27 protein-coding genes are annotated in these 25646 nt (G+C 59.6%); 24 read left to right on the top strand and 3 right to left on the bottom strand.

The window, feature by feature from the left end:
* Window positions 1-106: 106 nt before the first annotated feature.
* From fliS to F8N44_RS06155, 24 genes are all read left to right on the top strand, one after another.
* Window positions 107-502 carry a flagellar export chaperone FliS gene (gene fliS / locus F8N44_RS06270; protein ID WP_150649715.1) on the top strand — a complete coding sequence of 132 codons (396 nt, stop codon included), beginning with the start codon at window positions 107-109 and terminating at the stop codon, window positions 500-502.
* A 10-nt stretch (window positions 503-512) separates the two neighbouring features.
* Window positions 513-809, top strand: coding sequence for a flagellar protein FliT (gene fliT / locus F8N44_RS06265; protein WP_122593386.1), 297 nt, complete (start codon window positions 513-515; stop codon window positions 807-809).
* A gap of 172 nt (window positions 810-981) precedes the next feature.
* Window positions 982-2457 (top strand): sigma-54 dependent transcriptional regulator, encoded by a 1476-nt coding sequence (locus tag F8N44_RS06260; protein ID WP_007920053.1) that lies wholly within the window; start codon window positions 982-984, stop codon window positions 2455-2457.
* Between the two features lie 127 nt (window positions 2458-2584).
* The gene (locus tag F8N44_RS06255; RefSeq protein ID WP_191630870.1) at window positions 2585-3778 is read left to right on the top strand and encodes a sensor histidine kinase; all 1194 of its coding nucleotides are present in this window, start codon (window positions 2585-2587) and stop codon (window positions 3776-3778) included.
* 5 nt (window positions 3779-3783) lie between these two features.
* Complete coding sequence (locus tag F8N44_RS06250) at window positions 3784-5175, top strand: sigma-54-dependent transcriptional regulator (protein WP_150649832.1); 1392 nt, start codon at window positions 3784-3786, stop codon at window positions 5173-5175.
* Window positions 5176-5303: 128 nt separating this feature from the next.
* A complete protein-coding gene (fliE, locus tag F8N44_RS06245) occupies window positions 5304-5633 on the top strand; it encodes a flagellar hook-basal body complex protein FliE (RefSeq protein ID WP_123452716.1) in 330 nt (109 codons plus the stop codon).
* 15 nt (window positions 5634-5648) lie between these two features.
* Window positions 5649-7436: a flagellar basal-body MS-ring/collar protein FliF gene (gene fliF / locus F8N44_RS06240; protein WP_122608306.1), complete on the top strand. Its 1788-nt coding sequence runs from the start codon at window positions 5649-5651 to the stop codon at window positions 7434-7436.
* Window positions 7429-8448, top strand: coding sequence for a flagellar motor switch protein FliG (fliG, locus tag F8N44_RS06235; RefSeq protein WP_016771079.1), 1020 nt, complete (start codon window positions 7429-7431; stop codon window positions 8446-8448). The genes fliF and fliG overlap by 8 nt, the downstream gene beginning before the upstream one ends.
* Before the next feature lie 4 nt (window positions 8449-8452).
* On the top strand, window positions 8453-9259 hold the full coding sequence (fliH, locus tag F8N44_RS06230) for a flagellar assembly protein FliH (protein ID WP_150649713.1): 807 nt from the start codon (window positions 8453-8455) through the stop codon (window positions 9257-9259).
* On the top strand, window positions 9249-10607 hold the full coding sequence (gene fliI / locus F8N44_RS06225) for a flagellar protein export ATPase FliI (protein WP_077571658.1): 1359 nt from the start codon (window positions 9249-9251) through the stop codon (window positions 10605-10607). The genes fliH and fliI overlap by 11 nt, the downstream gene beginning before the upstream one ends.
* 6 nt (window positions 10608-10613) lie before the next feature.
* A complete protein-coding gene (fliJ, locus tag F8N44_RS06220) occupies window positions 10614-11066 on the top strand; it encodes a flagellar export protein FliJ (protein ID WP_127926314.1) in 453 nt (150 codons plus the stop codon).
* Between the two features lie 159 nt (window positions 11067-11225).
* Window positions 11226-11531, top strand: a complete 306-nt coding sequence (locus F8N44_RS06215) for an STAS domain-containing protein (protein ID WP_150649712.1) — start codon at window positions 11226-11228, stop codon at window positions 11529-11531.
* Between the two features lie 5 nt (window positions 11532-11536).
* Complete coding sequence (locus F8N44_RS06210) at window positions 11537-13240, top strand: fused response regulator/phosphatase (RefSeq protein ID WP_150649711.1); 1704 nt, start codon at window positions 11537-11539, stop codon at window positions 13238-13240.
* 31 nt (window positions 13241-13271) lie between these two features.
* The gene (locus F8N44_RS06205; protein WP_150649710.1) at window positions 13272-13619 is read left to right on the top strand and encodes an Hpt domain-containing protein; all 348 of its coding nucleotides are present in this window, start codon (window positions 13272-13274) and stop codon (window positions 13617-13619) included.
* Window positions 13620-13723: 104 nt separating this feature from the next.
* On the top strand, window positions 13724-15085 hold the full coding sequence (locus F8N44_RS06200) for a flagellar hook-length control protein FliK (protein ID WP_150649709.1): 1362 nt from the start codon (window positions 13724-13726) through the stop codon (window positions 15083-15085).
* 715 nt (window positions 15086-15800) lie between these two features.
* Complete coding sequence (fliL, locus tag F8N44_RS06195; protein WP_007920033.1) at window positions 15801-16304, top strand: flagellar basal body-associated protein FliL; 504 nt, start codon at window positions 15801-15803, stop codon at window positions 16302-16304.
* Between the two features lie 9 nt (window positions 16305-16313).
* Window positions 16314-17282: a flagellar motor switch protein FliM gene (gene fliM / locus F8N44_RS06190; RefSeq protein ID WP_003222890.1), complete on the top strand. Its 969-nt coding sequence runs from the start codon at window positions 16314-16316 to the stop codon at window positions 17280-17282.
* A 56-nt stretch (window positions 17283-17338) separates the two neighbouring features.
* Window positions 17339-17788 carry a flagellar motor switch protein FliN gene (fliN, locus tag F8N44_RS06185; RefSeq protein WP_007920031.1) on the top strand — a complete coding sequence of 150 codons (450 nt, stop codon included), beginning with the start codon at window positions 17339-17341 and terminating at the stop codon, window positions 17786-17788.
* Window positions 17789-18241: a flagellar biosynthetic protein FliO gene (fliO, locus tag F8N44_RS06180; RefSeq protein ID WP_150649708.1), complete on the top strand. Its 453-nt coding sequence runs from the start codon at window positions 17789-17791 to the stop codon at window positions 18239-18241. It abuts the gene before it with no gap.
* Window positions 18241-18999 carry a flagellar type III secretion system pore protein FliP gene (fliP, locus tag F8N44_RS06175; protein WP_150649707.1) on the top strand — a complete coding sequence of 253 codons (759 nt, stop codon included), beginning with the start codon at window positions 18241-18243 and terminating at the stop codon, window positions 18997-18999. The genes fliO and fliP overlap by 1 nt, the downstream gene beginning before the upstream one ends.
* Window positions 18996-19265, top strand: a complete 270-nt coding sequence (fliQ, locus tag F8N44_RS06170) for a flagellar biosynthesis protein FliQ (protein ID WP_038363854.1) — start codon at window positions 18996-18998, stop codon at window positions 19263-19265. Before fliP ends, fliQ begins: the two co-directional genes overlap by 4 nt.
* 3 nt (window positions 19266-19268) lie before the next feature.
* Entirely contained in the window at window positions 19269-20054 is a 786-nt protein-coding gene (gene fliR / locus F8N44_RS06165; RefSeq protein WP_095114145.1) for a flagellar biosynthetic protein FliR, read from the top strand.
* A gap of 3 nt (window positions 20055-20057) precedes the next feature.
* The gene (flhB, locus tag F8N44_RS06160) at window positions 20058-21197 is read left to right on the top strand and encodes a flagellar biosynthesis protein FlhB (RefSeq protein WP_150649706.1); all 1140 of its coding nucleotides are present in this window, start codon (window positions 20058-20060) and stop codon (window positions 21195-21197) included.
* 139 nt (window positions 21198-21336) lie between these two features.
* Window positions 21337-21573 (top strand): hypothetical protein, encoded by a 237-nt coding sequence (locus F8N44_RS06155; protein ID WP_150649705.1) that lies wholly within the window; start codon window positions 21337-21339, stop codon window positions 21571-21573.
* A 168-nt stretch (window positions 21574-21741) separates the two neighbouring features.
* Here the strand turns inward: F8N44_RS06155 and F8N44_RS06150 are convergent, their stop codons facing one another.
* From F8N44_RS06150 to F8N44_RS31270, 3 genes are all read right to left on the bottom strand, one after another.
* Window positions 21742-22101 (bottom strand): DUF6124 family protein, encoded by a 360-nt coding sequence (locus tag F8N44_RS06150; RefSeq protein ID WP_150649704.1) that lies wholly within the window; start codon window positions 22099-22101, stop codon window positions 21742-21744.
* Window positions 22102-22755: 654 nt separating this feature from the next.
* The gene (locus F8N44_RS31275; RefSeq protein WP_191630863.1) at window positions 22756-23721 is read right to left on the bottom strand and encodes a hypothetical protein; all 966 of its coding nucleotides are present in this window, start codon (window positions 23719-23721) and stop codon (window positions 22756-22758) included.
* A gap of 52 nt (window positions 23722-23773) precedes the next feature.
* Entirely contained in the window at window positions 23774-25516 is a 1743-nt protein-coding gene (locus tag F8N44_RS31270; protein WP_191630862.1) for a hypothetical protein, read from the bottom strand.
* Window positions 25517-25646: the final 130 nt, after the last annotated feature.

The following is a 25646-nucleotide window of genomic DNA, read 5'->3' as shown; positions in this document are numbered from 1 at the left end:
GCTACGCTTTATCGGCGTGTGCCGGGTTTTTGTCTTTTGATCTAAAGTTCTCTGATTCGTTGGCGATACACTGGATATACGAGTCATTGTGGCAATGAGGTAGAACATGAATCCAATGTTAGCCCTTCGGCAGTACCAGAAAGTCGGCGCGCATGCGCAGACATCCGAAGCGAGCCCGCACCGTCTGGTGCAAATGTTGATGGAAGGTGGTCTGGGGCGTATCGCTGAGGCCAAGGGCGCCCTTGAGCGCAAGGACATTGCTGCCAAGTGCACGGCCATCAGCAAGGCCGTTGGCATCATTGGCGGCTTGTGTGAAGGTCTGGATCTGGAAAACAACGCCGAGTCGGTGGCTGAGCTGAACCAGCTCTACATCTACATGATGAAACGGCTTGCCGAAGCCAATCTCAAGAGCGATCCGAAGATCCTTGACGAGGTTGCCGGTCTGCTGCGCACCGTGAAGGAAGGTTGGGACGGCATCGCTCCACCAGGCCCCCAGTTTTAAGGAGATCGTCATGAGTCTTGTATTGCAGCGAATCGCCGATACCCGTGAAGCGTTGGTCACAGCATTGGCCGAGCGTAATTGGGAAGCCATTGGCGAGCTGGATCTGGCTTGCCGTTCCTGCATGGAAGACGTCATGGCTGAGGCTTCGCTGGACGAAGTCGCGTTGCGCGACAATCTTGAAGAGTTGCTCCATGTCTACAAGGAGCTTCTTGAGGTGGCCATGGGTGAGCGGCAAGCGATTGCCAACGAGATGTCGCAGATCACCCAAGCGCAGAAGGCGGCAAAGGTTTACCATCTGTTTGGTTAATTGCCCCCCAGTTAATCCAGGCATGTGCGCCATAAATTTGACTGTGCACGGTTTTTTGACTTAACTAGTGGCTGTTTTCAGATTTCAGGCGTCTACAGGCACATGGTGTCCTGCAAGCGTCTCGCTTGCCCCATTTTTCGGGCATTGAGTTGACTAGGGAAGTTGCTATTGCATGTGGCGTGAAACCAAAATTCTGCTGATCGATGACGATAGCGTCCGCCGCCGCGACCTGGCGGTGATTCTAAATTTTCTCGGCGAAGAAAATTTACCCTGCGGCAGCCATGACTGGCAGCAGGCAGTCGGCTCTTTGTCGTCTAGTCGTGAGGTCATTTGCGTACTGATCGGGACCGTTAATGCTCCTGGCGCGCTTTTGGGCTTGTTAAAGACACTCTCAACCTGGGATGAGTTCCTTCCGGTTTTGTTGATGGGCGATAATTCTTCCGTTGACTTGCCTGAAGACCAGCGTCGCCGAGTGCTTTCGACCCTCGAAATGCCGCCCAGCTACAGCAAATTGCTCGATTCGCTGCACCGTGCCCAGGTTTATCGCGAGATGTATGACCAGGCCCGCGAGCGCGGTCGTCATCGCGAACCCAACCTGTTCCGCAGCCTCGTTGGCACCAGTCGTGCGATTCAGCACGTGCGCCAAATGATGCAGCAGGTCGCCGACACCGACGCCAGTGTGCTGATCCTCGGCGAGTCCGGCACCGGCAAGGAAGTGGTTGCGCGTAACCTGCATTACCATTCCAAGCGTCGCGATGCGCCATTCGTTCCGGTCAACTGCGGGGCGATCCCGGCAGAGCTGCTCGAAAGCGAATTGTTCGGTCACGAGAAGGGTGCCTTCACCGGTGCGATCACCAGTCGTGCCGGGCGTTTCGAGCTGGCCAACGGCGGTACGCTGTTCCTCGACGAAATCGGCGACATGCCGCTGCCGATGCAGGTCAAGCTGCTGCGCGTCCTGCAGGAGCGCACCTTCGAGCGCGTGGGCAGCAACAAGACCCAAAGCGTCGATGTGCGCATCATCGCCGCAACGCACAAAAATCTCGAAAGCATGATCGAGATCGGCACCTTCCGCGAAGACCTCTACTATCGCTTGAACGTGTTCCCGATCGAGATGGCGCCGCTGCGTGAGCGCGTCGAAGACATCCCATTGCTGATGAACGAACTGATCTCGCGCATGGAGCACGAGAAGCGCGGTTCGATTCGTTTCAACTCGGCAGCGATCATGTCGCTGTGCCGTCACGGCTGGCCGGGCAACGTCCGCGAGCTGGCCAACCTGGTCGAGCGCATGGCGATCATGCACCCGTACGGGGTGATCGGCGTGGTCGAGTTGCCGAAGAAATTCCGCTACGTCGACGACGAAGACGAGCAAATGGTCGACAGCCTGCGCAGCGATCTCGAAGAGCGCGTGGCGATCAACGGCCACACGCCGGACTTCACCGCCAACGCCATGCTGCCGCCGGAAGGCCTGGACCTGAAAGACTATCTCGGTGGTCTGGAGCAGGGCCTGATCCAGCAGGCGCTGGACGATGCCAATGGCATTGTGGCGCGTGCCGCTGAACGTCTGCGTATTCGTCGTACCACTCTGGTCGAGAAGATGCGCAAGTACGGCATGAGCCGGCGCGATGGTGATGAACAGGCGGAGGATTGACGCCTGTTTTTCAACTGCTTCATTTATAAGCAGTTTTTTTTAGGCACGGGTATTGCTACAGCCCTCGCAACGTTCCGTTTAACTGACGGTCAGCCAAGCGAGAAGCACAATGCCCCAAGCCGCCCAGATGTCTTCTGCCTCCAGTCCCGAGGGGCAACCGTCCTCCGTAGAACAGGCAAGCCGACAGGGTCTTGAGCAGGCCTTCGAGCTGTTCAGCCAGATGTCCAGCCAACTGACAGACTCCTACAGCATGCTTGAGGCGCGGGTGACCGAGCTCAAGGGTGAGCTGGCGGTAGTCAGCGCCCAGCGCATGCAGGAGCTGGCTGAAAAAGAGCGCTTGGCCAATCGTCTGCAAAACCTTCTTGATCTGTTGCCCGGTGGTGTCATCGTCATTGACGGTCACGGCATGGTGCACGAGGCCAACCCGGCTGCCATCGAGTTGCTCGGGCTGCCGCTTGAAGGCGAATTGTGGCGCCACGTCATTGCCCGCTGCTTTGCCCCGCGTGAAGACGACGGTCATGAAATCTCCCTGAAAAATGGTCGACGCCTGTCGATTGCCACCCGCTCGCTAGACGCCGAGCCGGGTCAGTTGGTGTTGCTCAACGACCTGACAGAAACCCGTCATCTGCAAGATCAACTGGCGCGCCACGAGCGTTTGTCTTCGCTGGGGCGGATGGTCGCCTCGCTGGCGCATCAGATCCGCACGCCGTTGTCGGCGGCCTTGCTCTACGCCAGTCATTTGACTGAGCAGGAATTGCCGGTCGCGACCCAGCAGCGTTTCGCCGGGCGCCTGAAAGAACGCCTGCACGAGCTGGAGCATCAGGTGCGCGACATGCTGGTGTTCGCTCGCGGTGAATTGCCGCTGACCGATCGCCTCACACCCAACGCTTTGATGCAGGCTCTGCAAGCGGCGGCGCTGACCCATGTGCAGGATCTGCCAATCCGCTGGCAGTGCGACAGTCATGTCGGCGAGCTGTTGTGCAATCGCGACACGCTGGTCGGCGCGCTGTTGAACCTGATCGAGAACGCGATTCAGGCCAGTGCCGGCGACGTTCGCCTGAAAGTGCATTGCTACACCCGCGACAACAGCCTGTGCCTGAGCATCAGCGACAGTGGCAGCGGCATCGAACCGGCTGTTCTGGCGCGGCTCGGCGAACCGTTTTTTACCACCAAAGTCACCGGCACTGGCCTCGGCCTGACCGTGGTCAAAGCGGTGGCGCGTGCACATCAGGGAGAATTGCTGCTGCGTTCGCGAGTCGGGCGTGGCACGTGCGCGCAGGTCATCCTGCCGCTGTTTTCCGCAGTACAGGGAGCTGAGTGAACGTCATGGGCATCAAGGTTTTACTGGTCGAGGATGACCGCTCGTTGCGCGAAGCACTGGCTGATACGTTGCTGCTGGCCGGGCACGATTACCAGGCGGTCGGATGCGCTGAAGACGCGTTGACGGCAGTCACGCGCGAAGCGTTCAGTCTGGTGGTCAGTGACGTCAACATGCCTGGCATGGATGGTCATCAATTGCTCGCGCTGTTGCGTGCTCGCCAGCCACAATTGCCGGTGTTGCTGATGACCGCTCATGGCGCCGTCGAGCGCGCGGTCGATGCGATGCGCCAAGGCGCGGCGGATTATCTGGTCAAACCGTTCGAACCCAAGGCTTTGCTGGACCTGGTGGCGCGGCATGCACTGGGCACTATTGGCGCGAGCGAAAGCGAAGGCCCTATTGCCGTCGAACCGGCCAGTGCGCAACTTCTCGAATTGGCCGCACGAGTAGCGCGCAGCGATTCTACCGTGTTGATTTCCGGCGAGTCCGGTACTGGCAAGGAAGTGCTGGCGCGCTACATTCACCAACAATCCCATCGCGCCAGCCAGCCGTTCATTGCGATCAACTGCGCGGCAATCCCGGACAACATGCTCGAAGCCACGTTGTTCGGTCACGAGAAGGGTTCTTTCACCGGTGCCATCGCGGCGCAGGCCGGCAAATTCGAACAGGCCGACGGTGGCACGCTGCTGCTCGACGAAATCTCGGAAATGCCCCTCGGTCTGCAAGCCAAACTGCTGCGCGTGTTGCAGGAGCGCGAGGTCGAGCGCGTCGGTGCGCGTAAACCGATTGCTCTGGATATACGCGTGGTCGCCACCACCAACCGCGATCTGGCGGGCGAAGTGGCGGCGGGGCGTTTCCGTGAAGACCTTTATTACCGTTTGTCGGTTTTCCCTCTCGCTTGGCGTCCACTTCGCGAGCGCACTGCCGATATCTTGCCGCTGGCCGAAAGGTTGCTGGCCAAACACGTCAATAAAATGAAGCACGCCACAGCGAAACTCTCGCCTGAGGCGCAAGCGTGTCTGACGGCTTATCCGTGGCCGGGCAATGTGCGTGAACTGGATAACGCCATTCAGCGTGCGCTGATCCTGCAGCAGGGTGGTTTGATTCAGCCGCAGGATTTCTGCCTGGCCGGTCCCGTGACGTACACCGCGCTGCCCGTCGCAGCGCAGGTGTCTTCAGTGATTCGCGAAGTGGAAATCGAAGCGGATTCTGCCGGTGCACTGGGCGATGACCTGCGCCGCCGGGAGTTTCAGATGATCATCGACACCCTGCGCTCTGAGCGTGGACGGCGCAAGGAAGCCGCAGAAAAGCTCGGCATCAGCCCGCGCACCCTGCGCTACAAACTGGCGCAAATGCGCGATGCCGGGATGGACGTCGAAGGTTATTTGTTCGCCACCTGAAACGTGCCGCAAAAAACTGAAAATGCTTTTCTGAAAGGGGTGCCCATGAGCTGGCACCCTTGTTGCTAATACCTGTGTACCCGCCGAGTGAGTGTCAAAAAATTGCGGGCCGCCCAAGAGAGTAGACCATGAGCCAAGGTATTGAATTTAATCGGTTGATGACAGACATGAAGGCCATGAAGCTGGATGCCATGTCTGCGCCGAAATCGACGACCGCTGTCCCTGAACTGGCGGGCAGCAGCTTTTCCGACATGCTCGGTCAGGCGATCAACAAGGTCAGCGATACCCAGCAGGCGTCGACTCAGTTGGCCAACGCATTTGAAGTGGGCAAGAGCGGCGTCGATCTGACGGACGTGATGATCGCTTCGCAAAAAGCCAGCGTGTCGTTCCAGGCTCTGACCCAGGTGCGCAACAAACTGGTTCAGGCTTATCAAGACATCATGCAGATGCCGGTTTAAGGACGAGATTGAGTCATGGCAGAAGCAGTCGCCGATAACGTTCCGGCCAAGGCCACCCCGATAGACGGCAAACCGCCGCTGTTCGGCCTGTCCTTCCTGGAAAACCTCTCCGAGATGACCATGCTGCGTCAGGTGGGCCTGTTGGTCGGCCTGGCTGCGAGCGTGGCGATTGGCTTTGCCGTGGTGCTGTGGTCGCAGCAGCCGGATTACCGCCCGTTGTACGGCAGCCTCGCCGGCATGGACGCCAAACAGGTCATGGAAACCCTGGCCGCCGCCGACATTCCTTACAACGTCGAACCGAATTCTGGCGCCTTGCTGGTCAAGGCCGACGACCTGTCCCGTGCGCGGATGAAACTCGCCGCTGCTGGTGTCACTCCCAGCGACGGCAACATCGGTTTCGAAATCCTCGACAAGGAACAAGGTCTGGGCACCAGCCAGTTCATGGAAGCGACGCGTTATCGTCGCGGCCTCGAAGGTGAACTGGCGCGGACCATTTCCAGCCTGAACAACGTCAAGGGTGCCCGCGTGCACCTGGCGATTCCGAAGAGTTCGGTGTTCGTGCGTGATGAGCGCAAGCCAAGCGCCTCGGTTCTGGTCGAGTTGTATTCCGGTCGTTCGCTGGAGCCGGGTCAGGTGATTGCGATCATCAACCTGGTGGCGACTTCCGTTCCCGAGCTGAGCAAATCGCAGATCACCGTCGTCGATCAGAAGGGCAACCTGCTCTCCGATCAGGCGGAAAACTCCGAAATGACCATGGCCGGCAAGCAGTTCGATTACAGCCGCCGCATGGAAAGCATGCTCACCCAGCGCGTGCACAACATTCTGCAACCGGTATTGGGCAACGATCGCTACAAGGCTGAAGTCTCGGCCGATATCGATTTCAATGCCGTCGAATCCACAGCCGAGCAGTTCAACCCGGATCAACCGGCGTTGCGCAGCGAGCAGTCAGTCAACGAACAACGCACCGCCAGTAATGGCCCGCAAGGTGTGCCGGGTGCCCTGAGCAACCAGCCGCCGTCGCCAGCTTCGGCACCGCAGACCACCGGTGGCGCCGCCGCGCCGGCCGCCATGGTGCAGCCAGGTCAGCCATTGGTTGATGCCAACGGTCAGCAGATCATGGATCCGGCCACCGGCCAGCCGATGCTCGCGCCGTACCCGGCAGACAAGCGTCAACAATCGACCAAGAACTTCGAGCTCGACCGTTCCATCAGCCACACCAAACAGCAGCAGGGTCGCCTGAATCGTCTGTCGGTGTCGGTGGTGGTTGACGATCAGGTCAAGGTCAACGCGGCCAACGGCGAAACCAGCCGTGCGCCGTGGAGCGCTGACGAATTGGCGCGCTTCACCCGTCTGGTCCAGGACGCCGTCGGTTTCGATGCCAGCCGTGGCGACAGCGTCAGCGTGATCAACATGCCGTTCTCCGCCGAGCGCGGCGAAGTGATTGCCGATATTCCGTTCTACTCCCAGCCATGGTTCTGGGACATCGTCAAACAAGTGCTGGGTGTGTTGTTCATCCTGGTACTGGTGTTTGGTGTGCTGCGTCCGGTGCTCAACAACATCACCGGCGGCGGCAAAGGCAAGGAGCTGGCCGGTCTTGGCAGCGACGTGGAACTCGGCGGGATGGGCGGCCTGGACGGCGAACTTTCCAACGACCGCGTGAGCCTCGGTGGTCCGCAGAGCATTCTGTTGCCGAGCCCTAGCGAGGGTTATGACGCGCAACTGAATGCAATCAAGAGTCTGGTGGCCGAGGATCCGGGTCGCGTGGCTCAGGTCGTGAAAGAGTGGATTAACGCAGATGAGTGATAACCGAGCCGCAACCGTCAAACTGACCAAGGTCGACAAAGCCGCGATTCTGCTGCTGTCCCTGGGTTCGACTGATGCCGCGCAAGTGCTGCGCCACATGGGCCCGAAAGAGGTGCAGCGCGTCGGCGTGGCCATGGCGCAGATGGGCAACGTCCATCGCGAGCAGGTCGAGCAGGTCATGAGCGAATTCGTCGACATCGTCGGCGACCAGACCAGCCTCGGCGTCGGTTCCGACGACTACGTGCGCAAAATGCTCACCCAGGCCCTGGGTGAAGACAAGGCCAACGGCCTGATCGACCGCATCCTGCTCGGTGGCAACACCAGTGGCCTCGACAGCCTGAAATGGATGGAACCGCGCGCCGTTGCCGACGTGATCCGTTACGAACACCCGCAGATCCAGGCAATCGTGGTCGCGTACCTCGACCCGGATCAGGCCGGTGAAGTGCTCGGCAACTTCGACCACAAGGTGCGTCTGGACATCATCCTGCGCGTCTCGTCGTTGAACACCGTGCAGCCAGCGGCACTGAAAGAGCTCAACCAGATTCTCGAGAAGCAGTTCTCCGGCAACTCGAATGCCTCGCGCACCACCCTGGGTGGCATCAAGCGTGCGGCGGACATCATGAACTTCCTCGACAGCTCGATCGAAGGCCAGCTCATGGACTCGATCCGCGAAGTCGACGAAGACCTGTCCGGTCAGATCGAAGACCTCATGTTCGTGTTCAACAACCTCGCCGATGTCGACGACCGTGGCATCCAGGCGTTGCTGCGCGAAGTGTCTTCCGACGTGCTGGTGCTGGCCCTCAAGGGTTCGGACGAAGGCGTCAAGGAAAAGATTTTCAAGAACATGTCCAAACGTGCTGCCGAACTGTTGCGCGACGATCTCGAGGCCAAAGGCCCGGTGCGCGTCAGCGACGTCGAAACCGCACAGAAAGAAATCCTCACCATTGCCCGTCGTATGGCCGAAGCCGGCGAAATCGTACTCGGTGGCAAGGGTGGCGAGGAAATGATCTAAGCCCATGGACAAGCACGACGACGATGTGACGGATCTGATCCGTGCCCGCGATGTCCGTGGTTTCGAATCCTGGGCCATGCCCAGCTTCGACCCGCCGAAACCGGAACCCGAGCCCGAGCCGGAGCCCGAACCGCCGGAAATGGAAGAAGTGCCGCTGGAAGAAGTCCAGCCACTGACCCTGGAAGAGCTCGAAAGCATTCGTCAGGAGGCTTACAACGAGGGTTTCGGCATCGGCGAAAAGGAAGGTTTTCACAGCGCCACGCTCAAGGTCCGTCAGGAAGCTGAAGTGGCACTGGCGGCAAAACTTGCCAGCCTTGAGCAACTGATGGCGAACCTGTTCGAGCCCATCGCCGAACAAGACACGCAGATCGAAAAGTCGCTGGTCGACCTCGTGCAACACATCACCAAACAGGTGATCAAGCGCGAGCTGGCCATCGATTCCAGTCAGATCGAACACGTCATGCGCGATGCGCTCAAGCTGTTGCCGCTGGGTGTGGAAAACGTGCGCCTGTACGTCAATCCGCAGGACTTCGAACAGGCCAAGGCCCTGCGCGAGCGTCATGAGGAAACCTGGCGCATCGTCGAAGACGAATCACTGTTGCCGGGCGGCTGCCGGGTTGAAACCGAGCACAGCCGCATCGATGCAAGCATCGAAACCCGTGTTGGTCAGGTCATGGACAAGCTGTTCGATCAGTTGCACGAACAGGCTTTGCACCCGGCTGAAGCGGATCTGAGCCTGGACATTCCAGAAGACGTAAAACCGGCGGCCGCGCCTGAAGAGCCGCTCGCGGACGAACCCGATGCGCCTTGAACGCACCAGTTTCGCCAAGCGCCTGAGCACTTACGCTGAGGCCACCGAGATTGCCGGCGCGCCGATTCTTGAAGGTCGCCTGCTGCGCATGGTCGGCCTCACCCTCGAAGCCGAAGGCCTGCGCGCGGCCATGGGCACGCGCTGCCTGGTGATCAACGACGACAGCTATCACCCGTCCCAAGTGGAAGCGGAGGTCATGGGCTTTTCCGGCAGCAAAGTCTTTCTGATGCCGGTCGGCAGCGTCGCCGGTATTGCCCCGGGCGCCCGCGTGGTGCCGCTGGCTGATACCGGGCGTTTGCCGATGGGCATGAGCATGCTCGGTCGCGTGCTTGACGGCGCCGGTCGTGCGCTGGACGGCAAGGGCGGCATGAAAGCCGAAGACTGGGTGCCGATGGACGGCCCGACGATCAACCCGCTCAACCGTGACCCGATCAGCGTGCCGCTCGACGTCGGCATCCGTTGCATCAACGGTTTGCTGACGGTCGGTCGTGGCCAGCGTCTGGGTCTGTTCGCCGGTACCGGTGTCGGTAAATCGGTGTTGCTGGGCATGATGACGCGCTTCACCGAGGCCGACATTATCGTCGTCGGTCTGATCGGTGAGCGGGGTCGAGAAGTTAAGGAATTCATCGAGCACAGCCTCGGTGAAGAAGGCCTCAAACGTTCCGTTGTCGTCGCATCTCCGGCGGACGATGCGCCGCTGATGCGTCTGCGCGCCGCGATGTACTGCACGCGCATCGCCGAGTATTTCCGCGACAAGGGCAAGAACGTCCTGTTGCTGATGGATTCGCTGACTCGTTTCGCTCAGGCGCAGCGGGAAATCGCCCTGGCCATCGGCGAGCCGCCGGCGACCAAGGGTTATCCGCCGTCGGTATTCGCCAAATTGCCGAAACTGGTTGAGCGTGCCGGTAACGCAGAGAAGGGCGGCGGTTCGATTACCGCGTTCTACACCGTGCTGTCCGAAGGCGATGACCAGCAGGACCCGATTGCCGACTCGGCCCGAGGCGTACTCGACGGTCACATCGTGCTGTCCCGGCGTCTGGCCGAGGAAGGGCACTATCCGGCCATCGACATCGAAGCGTCGATCAGCCGGGTGATGCCGGCGGTGGTCTCGCCAGACCACATGCAGCGCGCACAATACTTCAAGCAGTTGTGGTCGCGTTATCAGCAGAGCCGCGATCTGATCAGCGTCGGCGCCTACGTTGCCGGTGGCGACCGCGAGACCGATCTGGCGATCTCCCTGCAACCGCAGTTGGTCCGCTACCAGCGTCAGGGCCTCAACGACAAAATCAACATGGGTGAAAGCCAGGCTTACCTCGAAACCCTGTTTGCCCCAGCGGCGGGCGGCTAACCGGTCATGGCCACTGTCAGTCGAGCCGCGCGTCTGGCGCCGGTGGTGGACATGGCCGAACAGGCCGAGAAAACCGCCGTGCAACGCCTGGGCTATTTTCAGGGGCAGGTGAAGGTCGCCGAAAGCAAACTCGCCGACCTCAATGCCTTTCGTCTGGACTACTCCGAGCAATGGATCGTGCGCGGCGCCACTGGCGTGACCGGCCAATGGCTGCTGGGCTTTCAGGGCTTTCTGGCGCAACTCGACACGGCGGTTGATCAGCAGCGCCAGAGCCTGGTCTGGCACCAGAACAAGCTCGAAAAGGCCCGGGAGGAATGGCAACAGGCGTTCGCCAAGGTCGAAGGGCTGCGCAAACTGGTGCAGCGTTATCGCGAAGAGGCGCAACGCCTCGAAGACAAGCGCGAGCAGAAGTTGCTCGACGAGTTGTCGCAGCGGTTACCGCGGCAGAATCCGTTTTAAAACAAGATCAAAAGATCGCAGCCTTCGGCAGCTCCTACAGGGGGATCAGTGTAGGAGCTGCCGAAGGCTGCGATCTTTTGATCTGGCTTCTAACCTTGCTGCAACCCTGTGCAAGTGCTAAACCTTGTACAGGTTCGTCAATGACAAGGAAGCCAGTCAATGTCAGTCGTTACAGAAGTATCTCCGGATGGTCAAAAACTGACGATTTCGGTCAAGGGGCGGTTCGATTTCGGGCGCCATCAGGAATTTCGTGAGTCTTATGAGCGGCTCGACAAGAAGCCTGAGTCCATTGTGGTGGATCTGAAAGAAGCCACCTACCTCGACAGCTCGGCACTGGGCATGCTGCTCCTGCTGCGCGATCACGCCGGCGGCGATAACTCGGACGTGCGAGTCGTCAACAGCAGCTCTGACGTGAAAAAGATCCTCGCCATCTCCAATTTCGACAAACTCTTCGACATCACTTGACGGCCATGCAGGTGCAAGAGCCGCTGACGATCCTGATCGCCGAAGACAGCGCCGCCGATCGCTTATTGCTGTCGACCATCGTCCGTCGTCAGGGTCACGAAGTCCTGACGGCCGCCAACGGTGCCGAAGCGCTTGATCTGTTTCGCCGACAGCAACCCGATCTGGTGCTGATGGACGCGATGATGCCGGTGATGGACGGCTTCGAGGCTGCGCGGCAGATCAAGGCGCTGGCGGGCGAAACCCTGGTGCCGATCATCTTCCTCACCTCGCTGACCGAAAGCGAAGCGCTGGCCCGTTGTCTGGAGGCTGGCGGCGACGACTTTCTGGCGAAGCCTTACAACCAGGTGATCCTCGCCGCCAAAATCAAGGCGATGGATCGCTTGCGCCGTTTGCAGGCGACCGTGCTGCAACAGCGCGACCTGATCGCCAAACACCATGATTATCTGCTCAACGAACAGCGCGTGGCCAAAGCGGTGTTCGACAAGGTTGCGCACTCCGGTTGTCTGAGCGCGGCGAATATCCGTTATCTGCAATCGCCCTATGCTTTGTTCAATGGTGATCTGCTGCTGGCGGCCTACACGCCGGCGGGCGACATGCATGTGCTGCTGGGCGATTTCACCGGTCATGGCCTGCCGGCAGCGGTCGGGGCGATGCCTTTGGCCGAGGTGTTCTACGGCATGACCGCCAAGGGTTACGGCCTGGCGGAAACCCTGCGCGAGATGAACGCCAAGCTCAAACGCATCCTGCCGGTGGACATGTTCTGCTGCGCCACGCTGCTGTGCCTGAGTTTTCAGCGGCGTTCCGTCGAGGTGTGGAACGGCGGCATGCCTGACGGTTATCTGCATCGGATCGCCAGCGGTGAGCGTGTACCGCTGGCAGCGCGGCACTTGCCACTGGGTGTGCTGAGTGCGCAGGCGTTCGACGACCGTACGGAAGTGCATCCGATGGCTGCCGGTGATCGGGTATTCCTGTTGTCCGACGGGGTGATCGACACAAGTGATGCCAGTGATCAACTGTTCGGTGTCGAGCGTTTGCAGCAGGTGTTCGCCGCCAATCGCGAGCCGGATCGCTTGTTCGAGGATATCGAGCAGGCGCTGCAGGATTTTCGCGGTGAGGCGCGCGACGATGTCAGCATGGTCGAGGTCAGCCTGCTGGAACCTGCGCAGGTCAAGACGTCGGCGCCGGTGTATTCCGACAGCGGCCAGTCGTGCCCGCTCGACTGGTCGGTGAGTTTCGAATTCCGTGGCGCGACGCTAAAACGTTTCAATCCGTTGCCATACCTGCTGCAGTTGCTGCTTGAGGTGCATGGGTTGCGGGCGCAGAGTGGTGCTTTGTACAGCGTGCTGGCCGAGTTGTATTCCAATGCGCTGGAGCATGGCGTGCTTGGCTTGGATTCCAGTCTCAAGCGCGATGCGGCGGGTTTCGCTCGCTACTATCAGCAGCGCAATGACCGGCTGGACGCGTTGCAGGATGGTTTCGTGCGCGTGCATTTGCAGGTGCAGCCACACGGCGAGGGCGGCCGACTGATCATTCGTGTTGAAGACAGCGGCAAGGGTTTTGATGTGGCACGAGTCATGGAGCGGCCGCTGGACGGTGTCCGTTTGTCGGGACGCGGCGTCAGTCTGGTCCGGCATTTAGGGCGTAATGCCAGTTGGTCGGACGAAGGTCGTAGTGCTCGCGTGGAGTTTTCCTGGGAGGTTGAGGCATAATCCGCGCAATTCTTGATCAAGGAGTGAACAAGTGACTGACACACATATCGATCGCGAGGCGCTGAGCGTACTGCGCGAAGTCATGGAGGAGGGTTATCCGGAGCTTCTGGATACCTTTCTGGCGGATTCCGAAAGTCGCTTGGTTGTGCTGCAAGAGACAGCGGATGCCAAGGTGTTGTCGGAAGTGGCCCATAGCTTCAAGGGCAGCGCCAGCAACATGGGAGCTGTCCGCTTGGCGGCGCTCTGCCAGGAGCTGGAATCGGACGCCAAAGATAAAAGCCCCTCGGAAATCGCCAGGCTGGTGGCTGACATCAGTGGCGAGTTCGCAGATGTCCGCCCTGTTTACGAAGACGAGCGACAGCACGCGTTGACTCACTGATCCCGCCGTCCGGCGCTTTTCTCAAGCGTCGGACAAAACTGGCCCGGCACTTGCAGCTATCTCCGCAACTGTACCTACGATCCCAGTGCAGCGGAGACCGTTTCATGCCTGCGACCCCCAACATCCTTCTTCAGAACGCCGCTCAGGCCAAGGCGCAAGCCGCCTCAGCGAAAACGTCGGCCATGGCCGTAGATACCGGGGATAAAGCCTCAAGCTTCGCAAAAGTGTTCGCCGATCAGGGACCGGGCAAGCCAGTCGCAAGCATCGATAATTCGCCCAAGGCGTCACGCGACAAGGTGGCTGACAACAGCGGCAAAAAGGATATCGGCAAGGATCCGTCTGCCGCTGCGCAACCGGCGGTTGCCGATAGCGGCAACGACTTGCCTGCCGATAAAACCGCAGCTAGCGATGACACATCCGCCAGCAGCGACGACAGCACCAGCACTGCCCAGACGCCGGTGGTTGATGCGGCGCCGGTTGACCCGACACTTGATCCGGCATTGGCCATCGCTGTGCAGCCGGCTGTCACCACGCCAGTGGTGCAAGCCCCGGCCGCCGCCCAGTCTGAGGCCGAAACCCCTGCGCTCGCCGTTTTGCCGGGAGTGGTCAAAGATCCGGCACCGACCACCGACAGCGATTTCGACCCTTCGGCCGATCCACTCGACTCGATGCCGGCCGTGCGTATGGCGATGGAGCAGGGCGGGCACATTTCCGCTGCCAGCCAGGCGCAACCGAAGGCTTCGCCGGCTCAGGCTCAGGCTGACGGCGAATTGACTGCGGCGCAGAACTTCGCCGCCGGCATGGCCAGCATGCTCGACGTGCAAGCCGACAAGGACAGCACCAGTCAGGGCGGCGACAAAGCGTTTAGCGGCTTGATCGACGACGGCCTCAAAGATCTCAAGACAGCGACCAGCGATACCCGCGTGGATGACTTCGCCAACCGTCTGGCGGCATTGACTCAAGCCGCCACGCCGAAGACCGCGAATGCCGTGCCGGTGAACCAGCCGATCGCCATGCATCAGAGCGGCTGGACCGAAGAAATCGTCAACCGCGTCATGTATCTGTCGAGCGCCAATCTCAAGGCGGCGGACATTCAGTTGCAACCGGCCGAACTGGGGCGCCTGGACATTCGCGTCAACATGGTCCCGGATCAGCAGACGCAAGTGACGTTCATGAGTGCGCACCCGAGCGTGCGTGAAGCGCTGGATGGTCAGATGCATCGCCTGCGCGACATGTTCAACCAGCAGGGCATGGGCCAGGTCGACGTCAATGTCTCCGACCAGAACCGTGGCTGGCAGGGGCAGCAAGGCCAGGAACAGGCTCAGCAGGGCCAGAGTGGTCGCACCAGCGCTGCCGGCGGTCGCCTCGATTCGGCGGATGAAGAATTGGCGCCTGCCGCCATTGCTGAAGCCGCTGCGCTAACCACCAGCGTCATCGGCAGCAGTGCGGTCGACTATTACGCCTGATCAAAATCAAAAGCCCCTCACCCTAACCCTCTCCCGGAGGGAGAGGGGACTGATTGGGGGATGCTCGGGACGTGCGCCGACCGGATACTTCTGTTGTGAATCCATAATCGATCTGGCCTTTCAGGTCGACTTATCACGACAGGGCCCCTCACCCTCTCCCAGAGGGAGATGGGACTGATTGGGGGATGCTTGCGAAGTACGCCGACCTGATAATTCTGCTGTGAATCCATAATCGATCCGGCCTTTCTGGTCGACGTTCCACGACAGAGCCCTCACCCTGGCCCTCCCGAAACGTCGGACCGCCCAGAGGGAGAGGGGACTTATCGGGGGACGCTCGCGAAGTACGTCGATCTGATAATTCTGCTGTGAATCCATGATCGATCCGGCCTTTCTGGTCGACGTTCCACGACAGAGCCCCTCACCCTGGCCCTCCCGAAACGTCGGACCGCCCAGAGGGAGAGGGGGCTGATTGGGGGATGCTTGCGAAGTACGTCGATCTGATAATTCTGCTGTGAATCCATAATCGACTCGGTACTTCAGGTCGACGTATGACGACAAAACAACTCGGTCGGCCCCCTCTCCCTCCGGGAGAGGGCTGGGGTGAGGGTGCCTTTGACTTTGGTGTTGTCTCCGCTTCCACCGACACTTCTGGCATAACACTTGCTCTTGCCTTGCCGTGCGACTGTGAAAACCCGAATAGTGACGGATTATTGGCATGGCGAAGAGCGAAACAGCAGCAGTGAAAGACCCCGCAACCAAAGGCAAACTCAAGCTGATCATTGTGATCGTGCTGGCGTTGCTGCTGGCCATTGGCGCATCCGTGGGGGCGACCTGGTTCTTCATGCACAGTGCCCAGAGCAAGCCTGCCGAGGCCGCCGATGCAGCGCCCGTCGGCAAGCAGCCAGCGATTTTCGAGCCGATGGCGCCAGCCTTCGTTGCCAACTACAACCAGAACGGCCGTCAGCGCTACATGCAGGTGAGCATCACCATGCTGGCGCGTAACCAGGCCGATCTGGAAGCGCTCAAAGTGCACATGCCGGTGATCCGCAACAACCTGGTGATGCTCTTCTCCGGTCAGGATTTCGCCACCTTGGCGACCCCGGTCGGCCAAGAGATGTTGCGCCAGAAGGCCACAGCCAGCGTCCAGGAAGTGGCGCAGAAAGAGCTGGGCAAAGTGGTGATCGAACAGTTGCTTTTCACTAATTTCGTACTGCAGTAGGAACACGACATGGCCGTGCAGGATCTGCTGTCCCAGGATGAAATCGATGCGCTGTTGCATGGCGTCGACGATGGTCTGGTACAGACCGATAACGCTGCCGAACCCGGCAGTGTCAAAAGCTACGACCTGACCAGCCAGGATCGCATCGTCCGCGGACGCATGCCGACTCTGGAAATGATCAACGAGCGTTTTGCCCGTTACACCCGCATCAGCATGTTCAACATGCTGCGCCGCTCGGCGGACGTTGCCGTCGGTGGCGTGCAGGTGATGAAGTTCGGCGAATACGTGCACTCGCTGTACGTACCGACCAGCCTCAACCTGGTCAAGATCAAACCGTTGCGCGGCACCGCGCTGTTCATCCTTGACGCCAAACTGGTGTTCAAACTGGTGGACAACTTCTTCGGCGGCGACGGTCGTCACGCCAAGATCGAAGGGCGTGAATTCACCCCGACCGAACTGCGCGTGGTGCGCATGGTGCTGGAGCAGGCCTTCGTCGATCTGAAGGAAGCCTGGCAGGCGATCATGGAAGTCAATTTCGAGTACATCAACTCGGAAGTGAACCCGGCCATGGCCAACATCGTCGGCCCGAGCGAAGCGATCGTGGTCTCCACCTTCCACATCGAACTCGACGGCGGTGGCGGCGACCTGCACGTGACCATGCCGTACTCGATGATCGAGCCGGTACGCGAAATGCTCGACGCCGGTTTCCAGTCGGATCTCGACGATCAGGACGAGCGCTGGGTCAACGCCCTGCGCCAGGACGTGCTCGACGTCGACGTGCCGATCGGTGCCACCGTGGCTCGCCGCCAGTTGAAACTGCGCGACATCCTGCACATGCAGCCGGGCGATGTGATCCCGGTCGAGATGCCGGAAGACATGATCATGCGCGCCAACGGCGTGCCGGCCTTCAAGGTCAAGATGGGCTCGCACAAAGGCAACCTCGCGTTGCAGGTGATCGAGCCGATCGAGCGTCGCTGAAGCGGCGCTCCAACCCCCAAGCATTTAACTGAATTTTTGCCCGCCGAGGACAAATGATGAACGACGATATGAACGCCCAGGACGACCAGGCACTGGCTGACGAATGGGCTGCTGCCCTGGAAGAAACCGGTGATGGTCAAGCTGACATCGACGCCCTGCTGGCGGCCGACGCAGCCAGCGGCTCGCGTCTGCCGATGGAAGAGTTCGGCAGCGTGCCGAAGAACAACGATCCGGTGACGCTGGACGGTCCGAACCTGGACGTGATCCTCGACATCCCGGTGTCGATCTCGATGGAAGTGGGCAGCACCGACATCAACATCCGCAACCTGCTGCAACTGAACCAGGGTTCGGTGATCGAGCTTGATCGTCTGGCCGGCGAGCCGCTGGACGTGCTGGTCAACGGCACCCTGATCGCGCACGGCGAAGTGGTGGTGGTCAACGAGAAGTTCGGCATCCGCCTGACCGACGTGATCAGCCCAAGCGAACGCATCAAGAAGCTGCGCTGAGTGAAACGGTTTCTCTGGGCTCTGCTGGCATTGCCATTGAGCGTGCTGGCTGCCGAGCCGTCGACAGCCACGACAGTGCCTGCCGCCACCGCGCCGATGGTCACCAGCGGCGTGGCCGGGCAACTGACGCAACTGGTGTTTGGCCTGTTGCTGGTGCTGGGCGTGATCTTCTTCCTCGCCTGGCTGTTGCGCCGGGTGCAGCAAGCCGGACCGGCAGGCAAGGGGCAAGTGATCGAGCTGATCGGTTCGCGCGCCCTCAGTCCGCGTGACCGCTTGCTGCTGGTGCAGGTCGGCAACGAGCAGATCCTGCTCGGTCTGAGCCCCGGCACCATCACCGCGCTGCATGTACTCAAGGAACCGGTCGACGTGCCTGCGACCCGTGAAAAAGCGACCCCGGAATTTGCTCAGCATCTGCTGAAGATTCTCGGCAAGGATCAGAAGGATACGAAGTAATGGGTGCGCTACGCATCGTCTTGACGCTGGCCCTGTTGCTGGCCGCGCCACTGGCGTTCGCCGCCGATCCGTTGTCGATCCCGGCGATCACGCTGGGCACCAACGCCGATGGCGCGCAGGAGTATTCGGTCAGTCTGCAGATCCTGCTGATCATGACCGCCCTGAGCTTCATTCCGGCGGCCGTGATTCTGATGACCAGCTTCACCCGGATCATCATCGTCTTCTCGATCCTGCGTCAGGCCCTCGGCCTGCAACAGACGCCGTCGAACCAGATCCTCACCGGCATGGCGCTGTTCCTGACCCTGTTCATCATGGCGCCGGTGTTCGACCGGGTGAACAAGGACGCGCTGCAACCGTATCTGGCGGAAACCCTTACCGCCCAGCAAGCCGTGGAAAAGGCCCAGGTGCCGATCAAGGACTTTATGCTCGCGCAGACCCGCACCAGCGATCTGGAGCTGTTCATGCGCCTGTCCAAGCGCACCGACATCGCCACCCCGGATCAGGCGCCGCTGACCATTCTGGTGCCGGCGTTCGTCACCTCCGAGCTTAAAACCGCGTTCCAGATCGGTTTCATGATCTTCATTCCGTTCCTGATCATCGACCTGGTCGTGGCCAGTGTGCTGATGGCGATGGGTATGATGATGCTCTCGCCGCTGATCATCTCGCTGCCGTTCAAGATCATGCTGTTTGTGCTGGTGGATGGCTGGGCGCTGATCATCGGCACCCTGGCCAGCAGTTTTGGAGGTGTCTCGCCATGACGCCGGAAGTTGCGGTCGATATCTTTCGTGAAGCCCTTTGGCTGACCACATTGATGGTCGCGATTCTGGTGGTGCCGAGCCTGCTGGTCGGCTTGCTGGTGGCGATGTTTCAGGCCGCGACCCAGATCAACGAACAGACCCTGAGCTTCCTGCCGCGTCTGCTGGTGATGCTGGTGACGTTGATCATCGGTGGTCCATGGATCGTGCAGACCTTCATGGAATACATCATCCAGTTGTACAAAAACATCCCGATGGTCATCGGCTAAGCCATGCAATCGCTGCTTCAGCTGACCGACACCCAGATCAGTACCTGGGTGGCGTCGTTCATGTTGCCGCTGTTTCGCGTGGCCTCGATGCTGATGGTGATGCCGGTATTCGGCACGACGCTGGTGTCGCGGCGGATCCGCCTGTATTTCGCCGTGGCCATTACCGTGTGCATTGCCCCGAGCCTGCCGCCGATGCCGGCGGTCAGCCCGCTGGATCTCAGCGGTTTGCTGATGATTGCCGAGCAGATTCTCGTCGGTGCGGTACTCGGGTTTTCCCTGCAGCTGTTTTTCCAGGCGTTTGCCGTGGCGGGGCAGATTGTCGCGATCCAGATGGGTATGGGCTTCGCCTCGATGGTCGACCCGGCCAACGGCGTCTCGGTCGCGGTGATCGGGCAATTCTTCACCATGCTCGTGACGCTGCTGTTCCTGTCGATGAACGGCCACCTGGTGGTCTTCGAAGTCCTTACCGAAAGCTTCACCACGCTACCGGTCGGCAGCGGTCTGATGACTGCGCATTACTGGGAGCTGGCCGGCAAACTCGGCTGGGTCCTCGGTGCAGCGCTGTTGCTGGTATTGCCGGCAGTTACGGCGCTGCTGGTGGTCAACATCGCGTTTGGCGTGATGACCCGCGCCGCGCCGCAACTGAACATTTTTTCCATCGGTTTTCCGCTGACCCTGGTGCTCGGTCTGTTCATCGTCTGGGTTGGTCTGGCGGACATTCTCAATCAGTATCAGCCGCTGGCCACTGAAGCCTTGCAGCTGCTACGCGAACTGGCACGGGCGCGCTGAGTCATGGCAGAGAGCGAAAGCGGTCAGGACAAAACAGAAGACCCCACGGACAAACGCAAAAAAGACTCCCGTGAGAAGGGTGAGATTGCCCGTTCCAAAGAGCTCAACACCCTTGCCGTGATGATGGCCGGCGCCGGTGCGCTGCTGGTGTTCGGCGGCATGCTCGCCGAAGACCTGATGGAGCTGATGCGCCTGAACTTCACGCTTTCGCGTGAGGTGATCATGGATCAGGGTTCCATGGGCGCATTCTTGTTGAAGTCGGGTCAGATGGCGCTGGTGGCCATCCAGCCGTTCATGATTACGCTATTGCTGGCGGCACTGATCGGCCCGATCTCCCTCGGTGGCTGGCTGTTTGCGGCGGGCTCCCTGGCGCCCAAGTTCAGCCGGATGAACCCGGCGGCAGGCCTCAAACGGATGTTCTCGTTCAAGGCTGTGGTCGAGCTGCTCAAGGCGCTGGCCAAGTTTCTGATTACCTTGGGTGTGGCGTTGGTGGTGTTGTCGGCGGACGTCGATGACTTGTTGCGTATCGCCCACGAGCCGCTGGAAATGGCGATCATTCACAGCGTCACGCTGGTCGGCTGGAGTACCTTGTGGCTGGCCTGCGGCCTGATCATCATCGCCGCCGTCGACGTACCGGTGCAGCTCTGGGAAGCCCACAAGAAACTGCTGATGACCAAGCAGGAAGTGCGCGACGAGCACAAGGATCAGGAGGGTCGCCCGGAAGTCAAACAGCGCATCCGCCAGACCCAGCGCGAAATGTCCCAGCGCCGCATGATGGCAGCGATTCCCGACGCCGACGTGGTCATCACCAACCCGACTCACTACGCCGTCGCGCTCAAGTACGACTCGGAGAAGGGCGGGGCACCGATACTGCTGGCCAAGGGCAGCGACTTCCTCGCGTTGAAAATCCGCGAAATCGCCGTGGCCAACAACGTCATGCTCCTCGAATCGCCGGGGCTGGCGCGTTCGATCTACTATTCCACCGAACTTGAGCAGGAGATTCCTGGTGGTCTGTATCTGGCGGTGGCTCAAGTGTTGGCCTACGTCTACCAGATCCGCCAGTACCGCGCCGGCAAGGGCAAACGCCCGGATCCGCTCAAGGACGACTTGCCGATTCCGCCGGATCTGCGCCGTGATTCCTGACGTTGCCTTGCAGCCATTGGTCTGAGACCTCCCTTTACTGTCAACTCTGACAGGTGCGCTTGCCGTGATTTTGCAGTTTGATGCAAGGTGCAGCCGCGCACTGACGCGGTCAGGCAGGCGAGTGCAAGGGAGCAAGGCAATGAAAGGTATTTTCAGCAGCTACGATGAAAAAACCGGAAGAGGCACCATCACACCGAAGCAATCAGGACGTTCCCTTTCCTTTGCCGAAGCCACGGGTTTTTTTCTGACCGCCAAAGAATACCGATTCAGCATTCCATTGGCCGATGCCCGGCAGGCGAACGTCAAAGTGGGCGGTGAGGTCGAGTTTGAATTGCCCAAAAGCAAAAATGGAAAAGTGAAAATCCTCCGGTATTGAGTAATCGATCGCAAAGCCGCTGAAAACGGGGCGGTGGTTTTTTATGATCGTTCCCACGCGCAGCAAAGGAATGCAGCCCGGGACGCTCCGCGTCCCTTCCGAAGCCGAACGCGGAGCGTCCGTTGAGGCATTCCCACGCAGGAGCGTGGGAACGATCATCGCGTGTCGCTACTGCGGCAAATCCAGATTATCCATCACCCGATTCACCGCCAGCTCGCCGAGCATGATCAGCTGCGCAATTCCCAACAGCGTCCTGCGCTGCGATGCGGGGATGAGGTGGGCGAAGTCATGGGCGATGGTTCTGGCCGAAGCGAGTGTTTCGCTGGCATCGGCCAGCAGCTCTTCGTTTTTGAAGTCTGCGGTGACGGCGTACATCCGGCGGGTTTTACGTGGCGGTGGGGTAGAGCCGGGTGGGCAGAGGTAGTGATCGAGGGCGCGGTCGGCGGCGTCGTGGAGTTTTTTTGAATCGAGGGATTCGTAGGGGGAGGTGGGGTCGGTTTCGGGTGGGTTGGGTGTTGGTTTGATCATGGTGAAGCTCCTTTGAAGTGGAGCCGCTACAACCTGTCGCTAAACAGGAGGGTGGCGGCTGTACGCAGGTTAGCGAACCGGTCAAAGGCACCCGGCAGACCCGAAGGTCTCCCGCATACAGCCACCATGACGAAATCGCGAAAATACAAATCCGCAACGAAGCCTGGAACGCCGATGCACCTTTGACTTGAGTTCGAGTCGCTAAACCCGATCGCTGATTCGTCAGCGACCGACCCACAATAGAACCCGACCCCAAAGCGCACAAGCCGGCGGATTCTGGCTTGGCTGTAGGCAATGGCGCAAGGATTTGTAGCCTTGAAGGCGTGTCTGGAGGTGTCTTTTAAACGCCTGAGTTTAAAAGGCGATTTGCGCTGACTTCACTGGCCCCTTCGCGAGCAAGCTCGCTCCCAAAGTTGAATTGCATTCCATTCACACATTGGGAGTGCATTTCTTTGTGGGAGCGAGCCCTCTCGCGAAAGGGGCATTTCCGGTTAGCGGACAATTCACGCTCACACCTCTCTCTTTCAGTCCTTGGCCAAAGTTGACGGTAGATAAGTCTGTACCCTTTTCTCCCCAGCCGAGCTTCAAACTCGGTCGGGGTTTTACGTCGGCTGCATTTCTGCAATTACCCGAAAGCGAGGGCAAAAAGTCTGCCTATGGCACCTTGCCAAACTCCCAATTAGTAATATAAATTTGGCCGGTTACAGTTATCCTTACCGACGCAATCCCAGGTAATCTTCCTGAATCAATTAAATGGTACTCCGCCCACCTGTTAATAGTCTTACTTATGGTGCCCATCGTTGCTCCGGATGAATTAAGAAAAGCAAACGTGATAGTCGTTGGGCCTAGAATGTTCCCCCCCTCGGCCTTGAGATTTACTCGCTCTGTCGTTTGGCCAATAAAGTCGAGTTGATATGTAATTGATCCTGTCGTGGAGGCCAAATACGGAAAAATTCTCCAATACTCGCAGTTTACATAACTGTTCACATGGCTTTGATGCGAAAACGTAATCCTGCACGTTTCAGTACTTATAGACTGGCCGATTAACAGCTTCCCCGTTGGAAGACTTATGGATTTTAGAACTGTAAAGTTCCAAGGCGCTGACTCTGGCCTCGTTCCATATAGTGCTTTTACTTTGAAACTGTGTTCTACCCTGCCGAGACCACTTACGTTAAAGGTCCACTCACCACTGGCACCATCGGCAGTTGCTTCACCTTGGAACACTGCATGATCGAAAACCTCGACTTTCAGTCCTTTGGCAGCTATGCCTCTGAGGGTCACCGCCAGTTCGGCTGTTGTCCCGCCCTTCGGAATTTCCCTGCCGCTGAGAGTTCCTTTGACTGACGTCAACGTCGGCGCGGTGGCGGCTGTGACGGTCAGCGTCCTGACCGCCGACTCGGCTCCGGAGCCGTACAACGCCTTGGCGGTAAAGCTGTGCGCAGCCACACTCAGGCCTGAAACCAGCCGCTCCCATTTACCTGTTGCGGGATCGGCAGTCGCATTGCCTTTTGACGTTGCACCGTCGAACACTTCGATTTGCTGACCTCTGGCGGCGATGCCGGACAGTTTTACTGCGGTTTCTACCGTGAAACCTGCATTAGGGATTTCGGCATCGCTCACCGAGCCCTTCACGGAGGTCAACGTAGGGGCGGTGGCCGCTGTCACGGTCAAGTTACGAACATTCGAATACAGCGGATTGCTGGGATAAAGTGCTTCGGCGTGTTCTGACCGCATACAACGCCTTGGCCTTGAAGCTGTGCGCGGCCACACTCAGGCCTGAAACCAGCCGCTCCCATTTGCCTGTTGCGGGATCGGCAGTCGCATTGCCTTTTGACGTTGCACCGTCGAACACTTCGATTTGCTGACCCCTGGCGGCGATGCCGGACAGTTTTACGGCGGTTTCTACGGTGAAACCTGCGTTAGGGATTTCGACATCGCTCGCCGAGCCCTTCACGGAGGTCAGTGTCGGGGCGGTGGCGGCGGTGACGGTCAGTGTTCTGGCGGCCGACGTCGCGCCGGAGCCGTACAACGCCTTGGCGGTAAAGCTGTGCGCAGCCACACTCAGGCCTGAAACCAGCCGCTCCCATTTACCTGTTGCGGGATCGGCAGTCGCATTGCCTTTTGACGTTGCACCGTCGAACACTTCGATTTGCTGACCTCTGGCGGCGATGCCGGACAGTTTTACTGCGGTTTCTACCGTGAAACCTGCATTAGGGATTTCGGCATCGCTCACCGAGCCCTTCACGGAGGTCAACGTAGGGGCGGTGGCCGCTGTCACGGTCAAGTTACGAACATTCGAATACAGCGGATTGCTGGGATAAAGTGCTTCGGCGTACAGCCGCCGCGCACCCAGTGGCACTGTGATTGTGGTCTCCCAGTTGCCTGTAGTCAGGTTGGCGGTCGCAGTGCCCCTTGTGGCTGAACCGGACCCGCTGCCGTCACGGATGTTGATCTGCTGACCCAGGCTAGCGGTGCCTTTGAGTATCAGATCGGTGCTGACCGTGATCGTGCCTTCCGGCACTTCCATATTTCTGTCATCCAGCACATTGTCCAGCGTCGGGGTTCTGGCCGCTGTCACGGTCAAGTTACGCACACCCGAAAAAATCGAGCCACTGTGATAAAGCGATTTTGCGTATAACCGACGTGGTCCAAGTGCAACAGTTATCGTGCGCTCCCATGTTCCGGTCACATTATCGGCCGTTGCAATACCCTTGGATTCCGCGCTTGCACCGTTACCGTCAAAAATTTCGACCTTCTGACCATTGCTTGCCTTGCCTTTGAGTTTCAGTGTAGTACTGACGGTCGTTTTGCCGTTCGGTACTTCCACCCCTTTGTCGTCTAGCACATTGTCCAGCGTCGGGACACTGGCCGCTGTCACGGTCAGCGTCCTGACCGCCGACTCGGCTCCCGTGCCATACAACGCCTTGGCCTTGAAGCTGTGCGCAGCCACACTCAGGCCTGAAACCAGCCGCTCCCATTTACCTGTTGCGGGATCGGCAGTCGCATTGCCTTTTGAAGTTGCACCATCGAACACTTCGATTTGCTGACCCCTGGCGGCGACGCCGGACAGTTTTACGGCGGTTTCTACCGTGGTGCCGTTCTGCGGAATTTCGGCATCGCTCGCCGAGCCCTTCACGGAGGTCAACGTAGGGGCGGTGGCCGCTGTCACGGTCAATGTTCTGACCGCCGACTCGGCACCTGTGCCATACAACGCCTTGGCCTTGAAGCTGTGCGCAGCCACACTCAGGCCTGAAACCAGCCGCTCCCATTTGCCTGTTGCGGGATCGGCAGTCGCTTTGCCTTTTGAAGTTACACCGTCGAACACTTCGATTTGCTGACCTTTGGCAGCGACGCCGGACAGTTTTACGGCGGTTTCTACCGTGGTGCCGTTCTGCGGAATTTCGGCATCGCTCACCGAGCCCTTCACGGAGGTCAGTGTCGGGGCGGTGGCCGCTGTCACGGTCAATGTTCTGACCGCCGACTCGGCACCTGTGCCATACAACGCCTTGGCCTTGAAGCTGTGCGCAGCCACACTCAGGCCTGAA

The sequence above is a fragment of the Pseudomonas fluorescens genome (assembly GCF_902497745.1).
Classification (GTDB): domain Bacteria; phylum Pseudomonadota; class Gammaproteobacteria; order Pseudomonadales; family Pseudomonadaceae; genus Aquipseudomonas; species Aquipseudomonas fluorescens_BM.
Note: the sequence above shows the minus strand (reverse complement) of the source record. Positions and strands in the feature narration are given on the sequence as shown.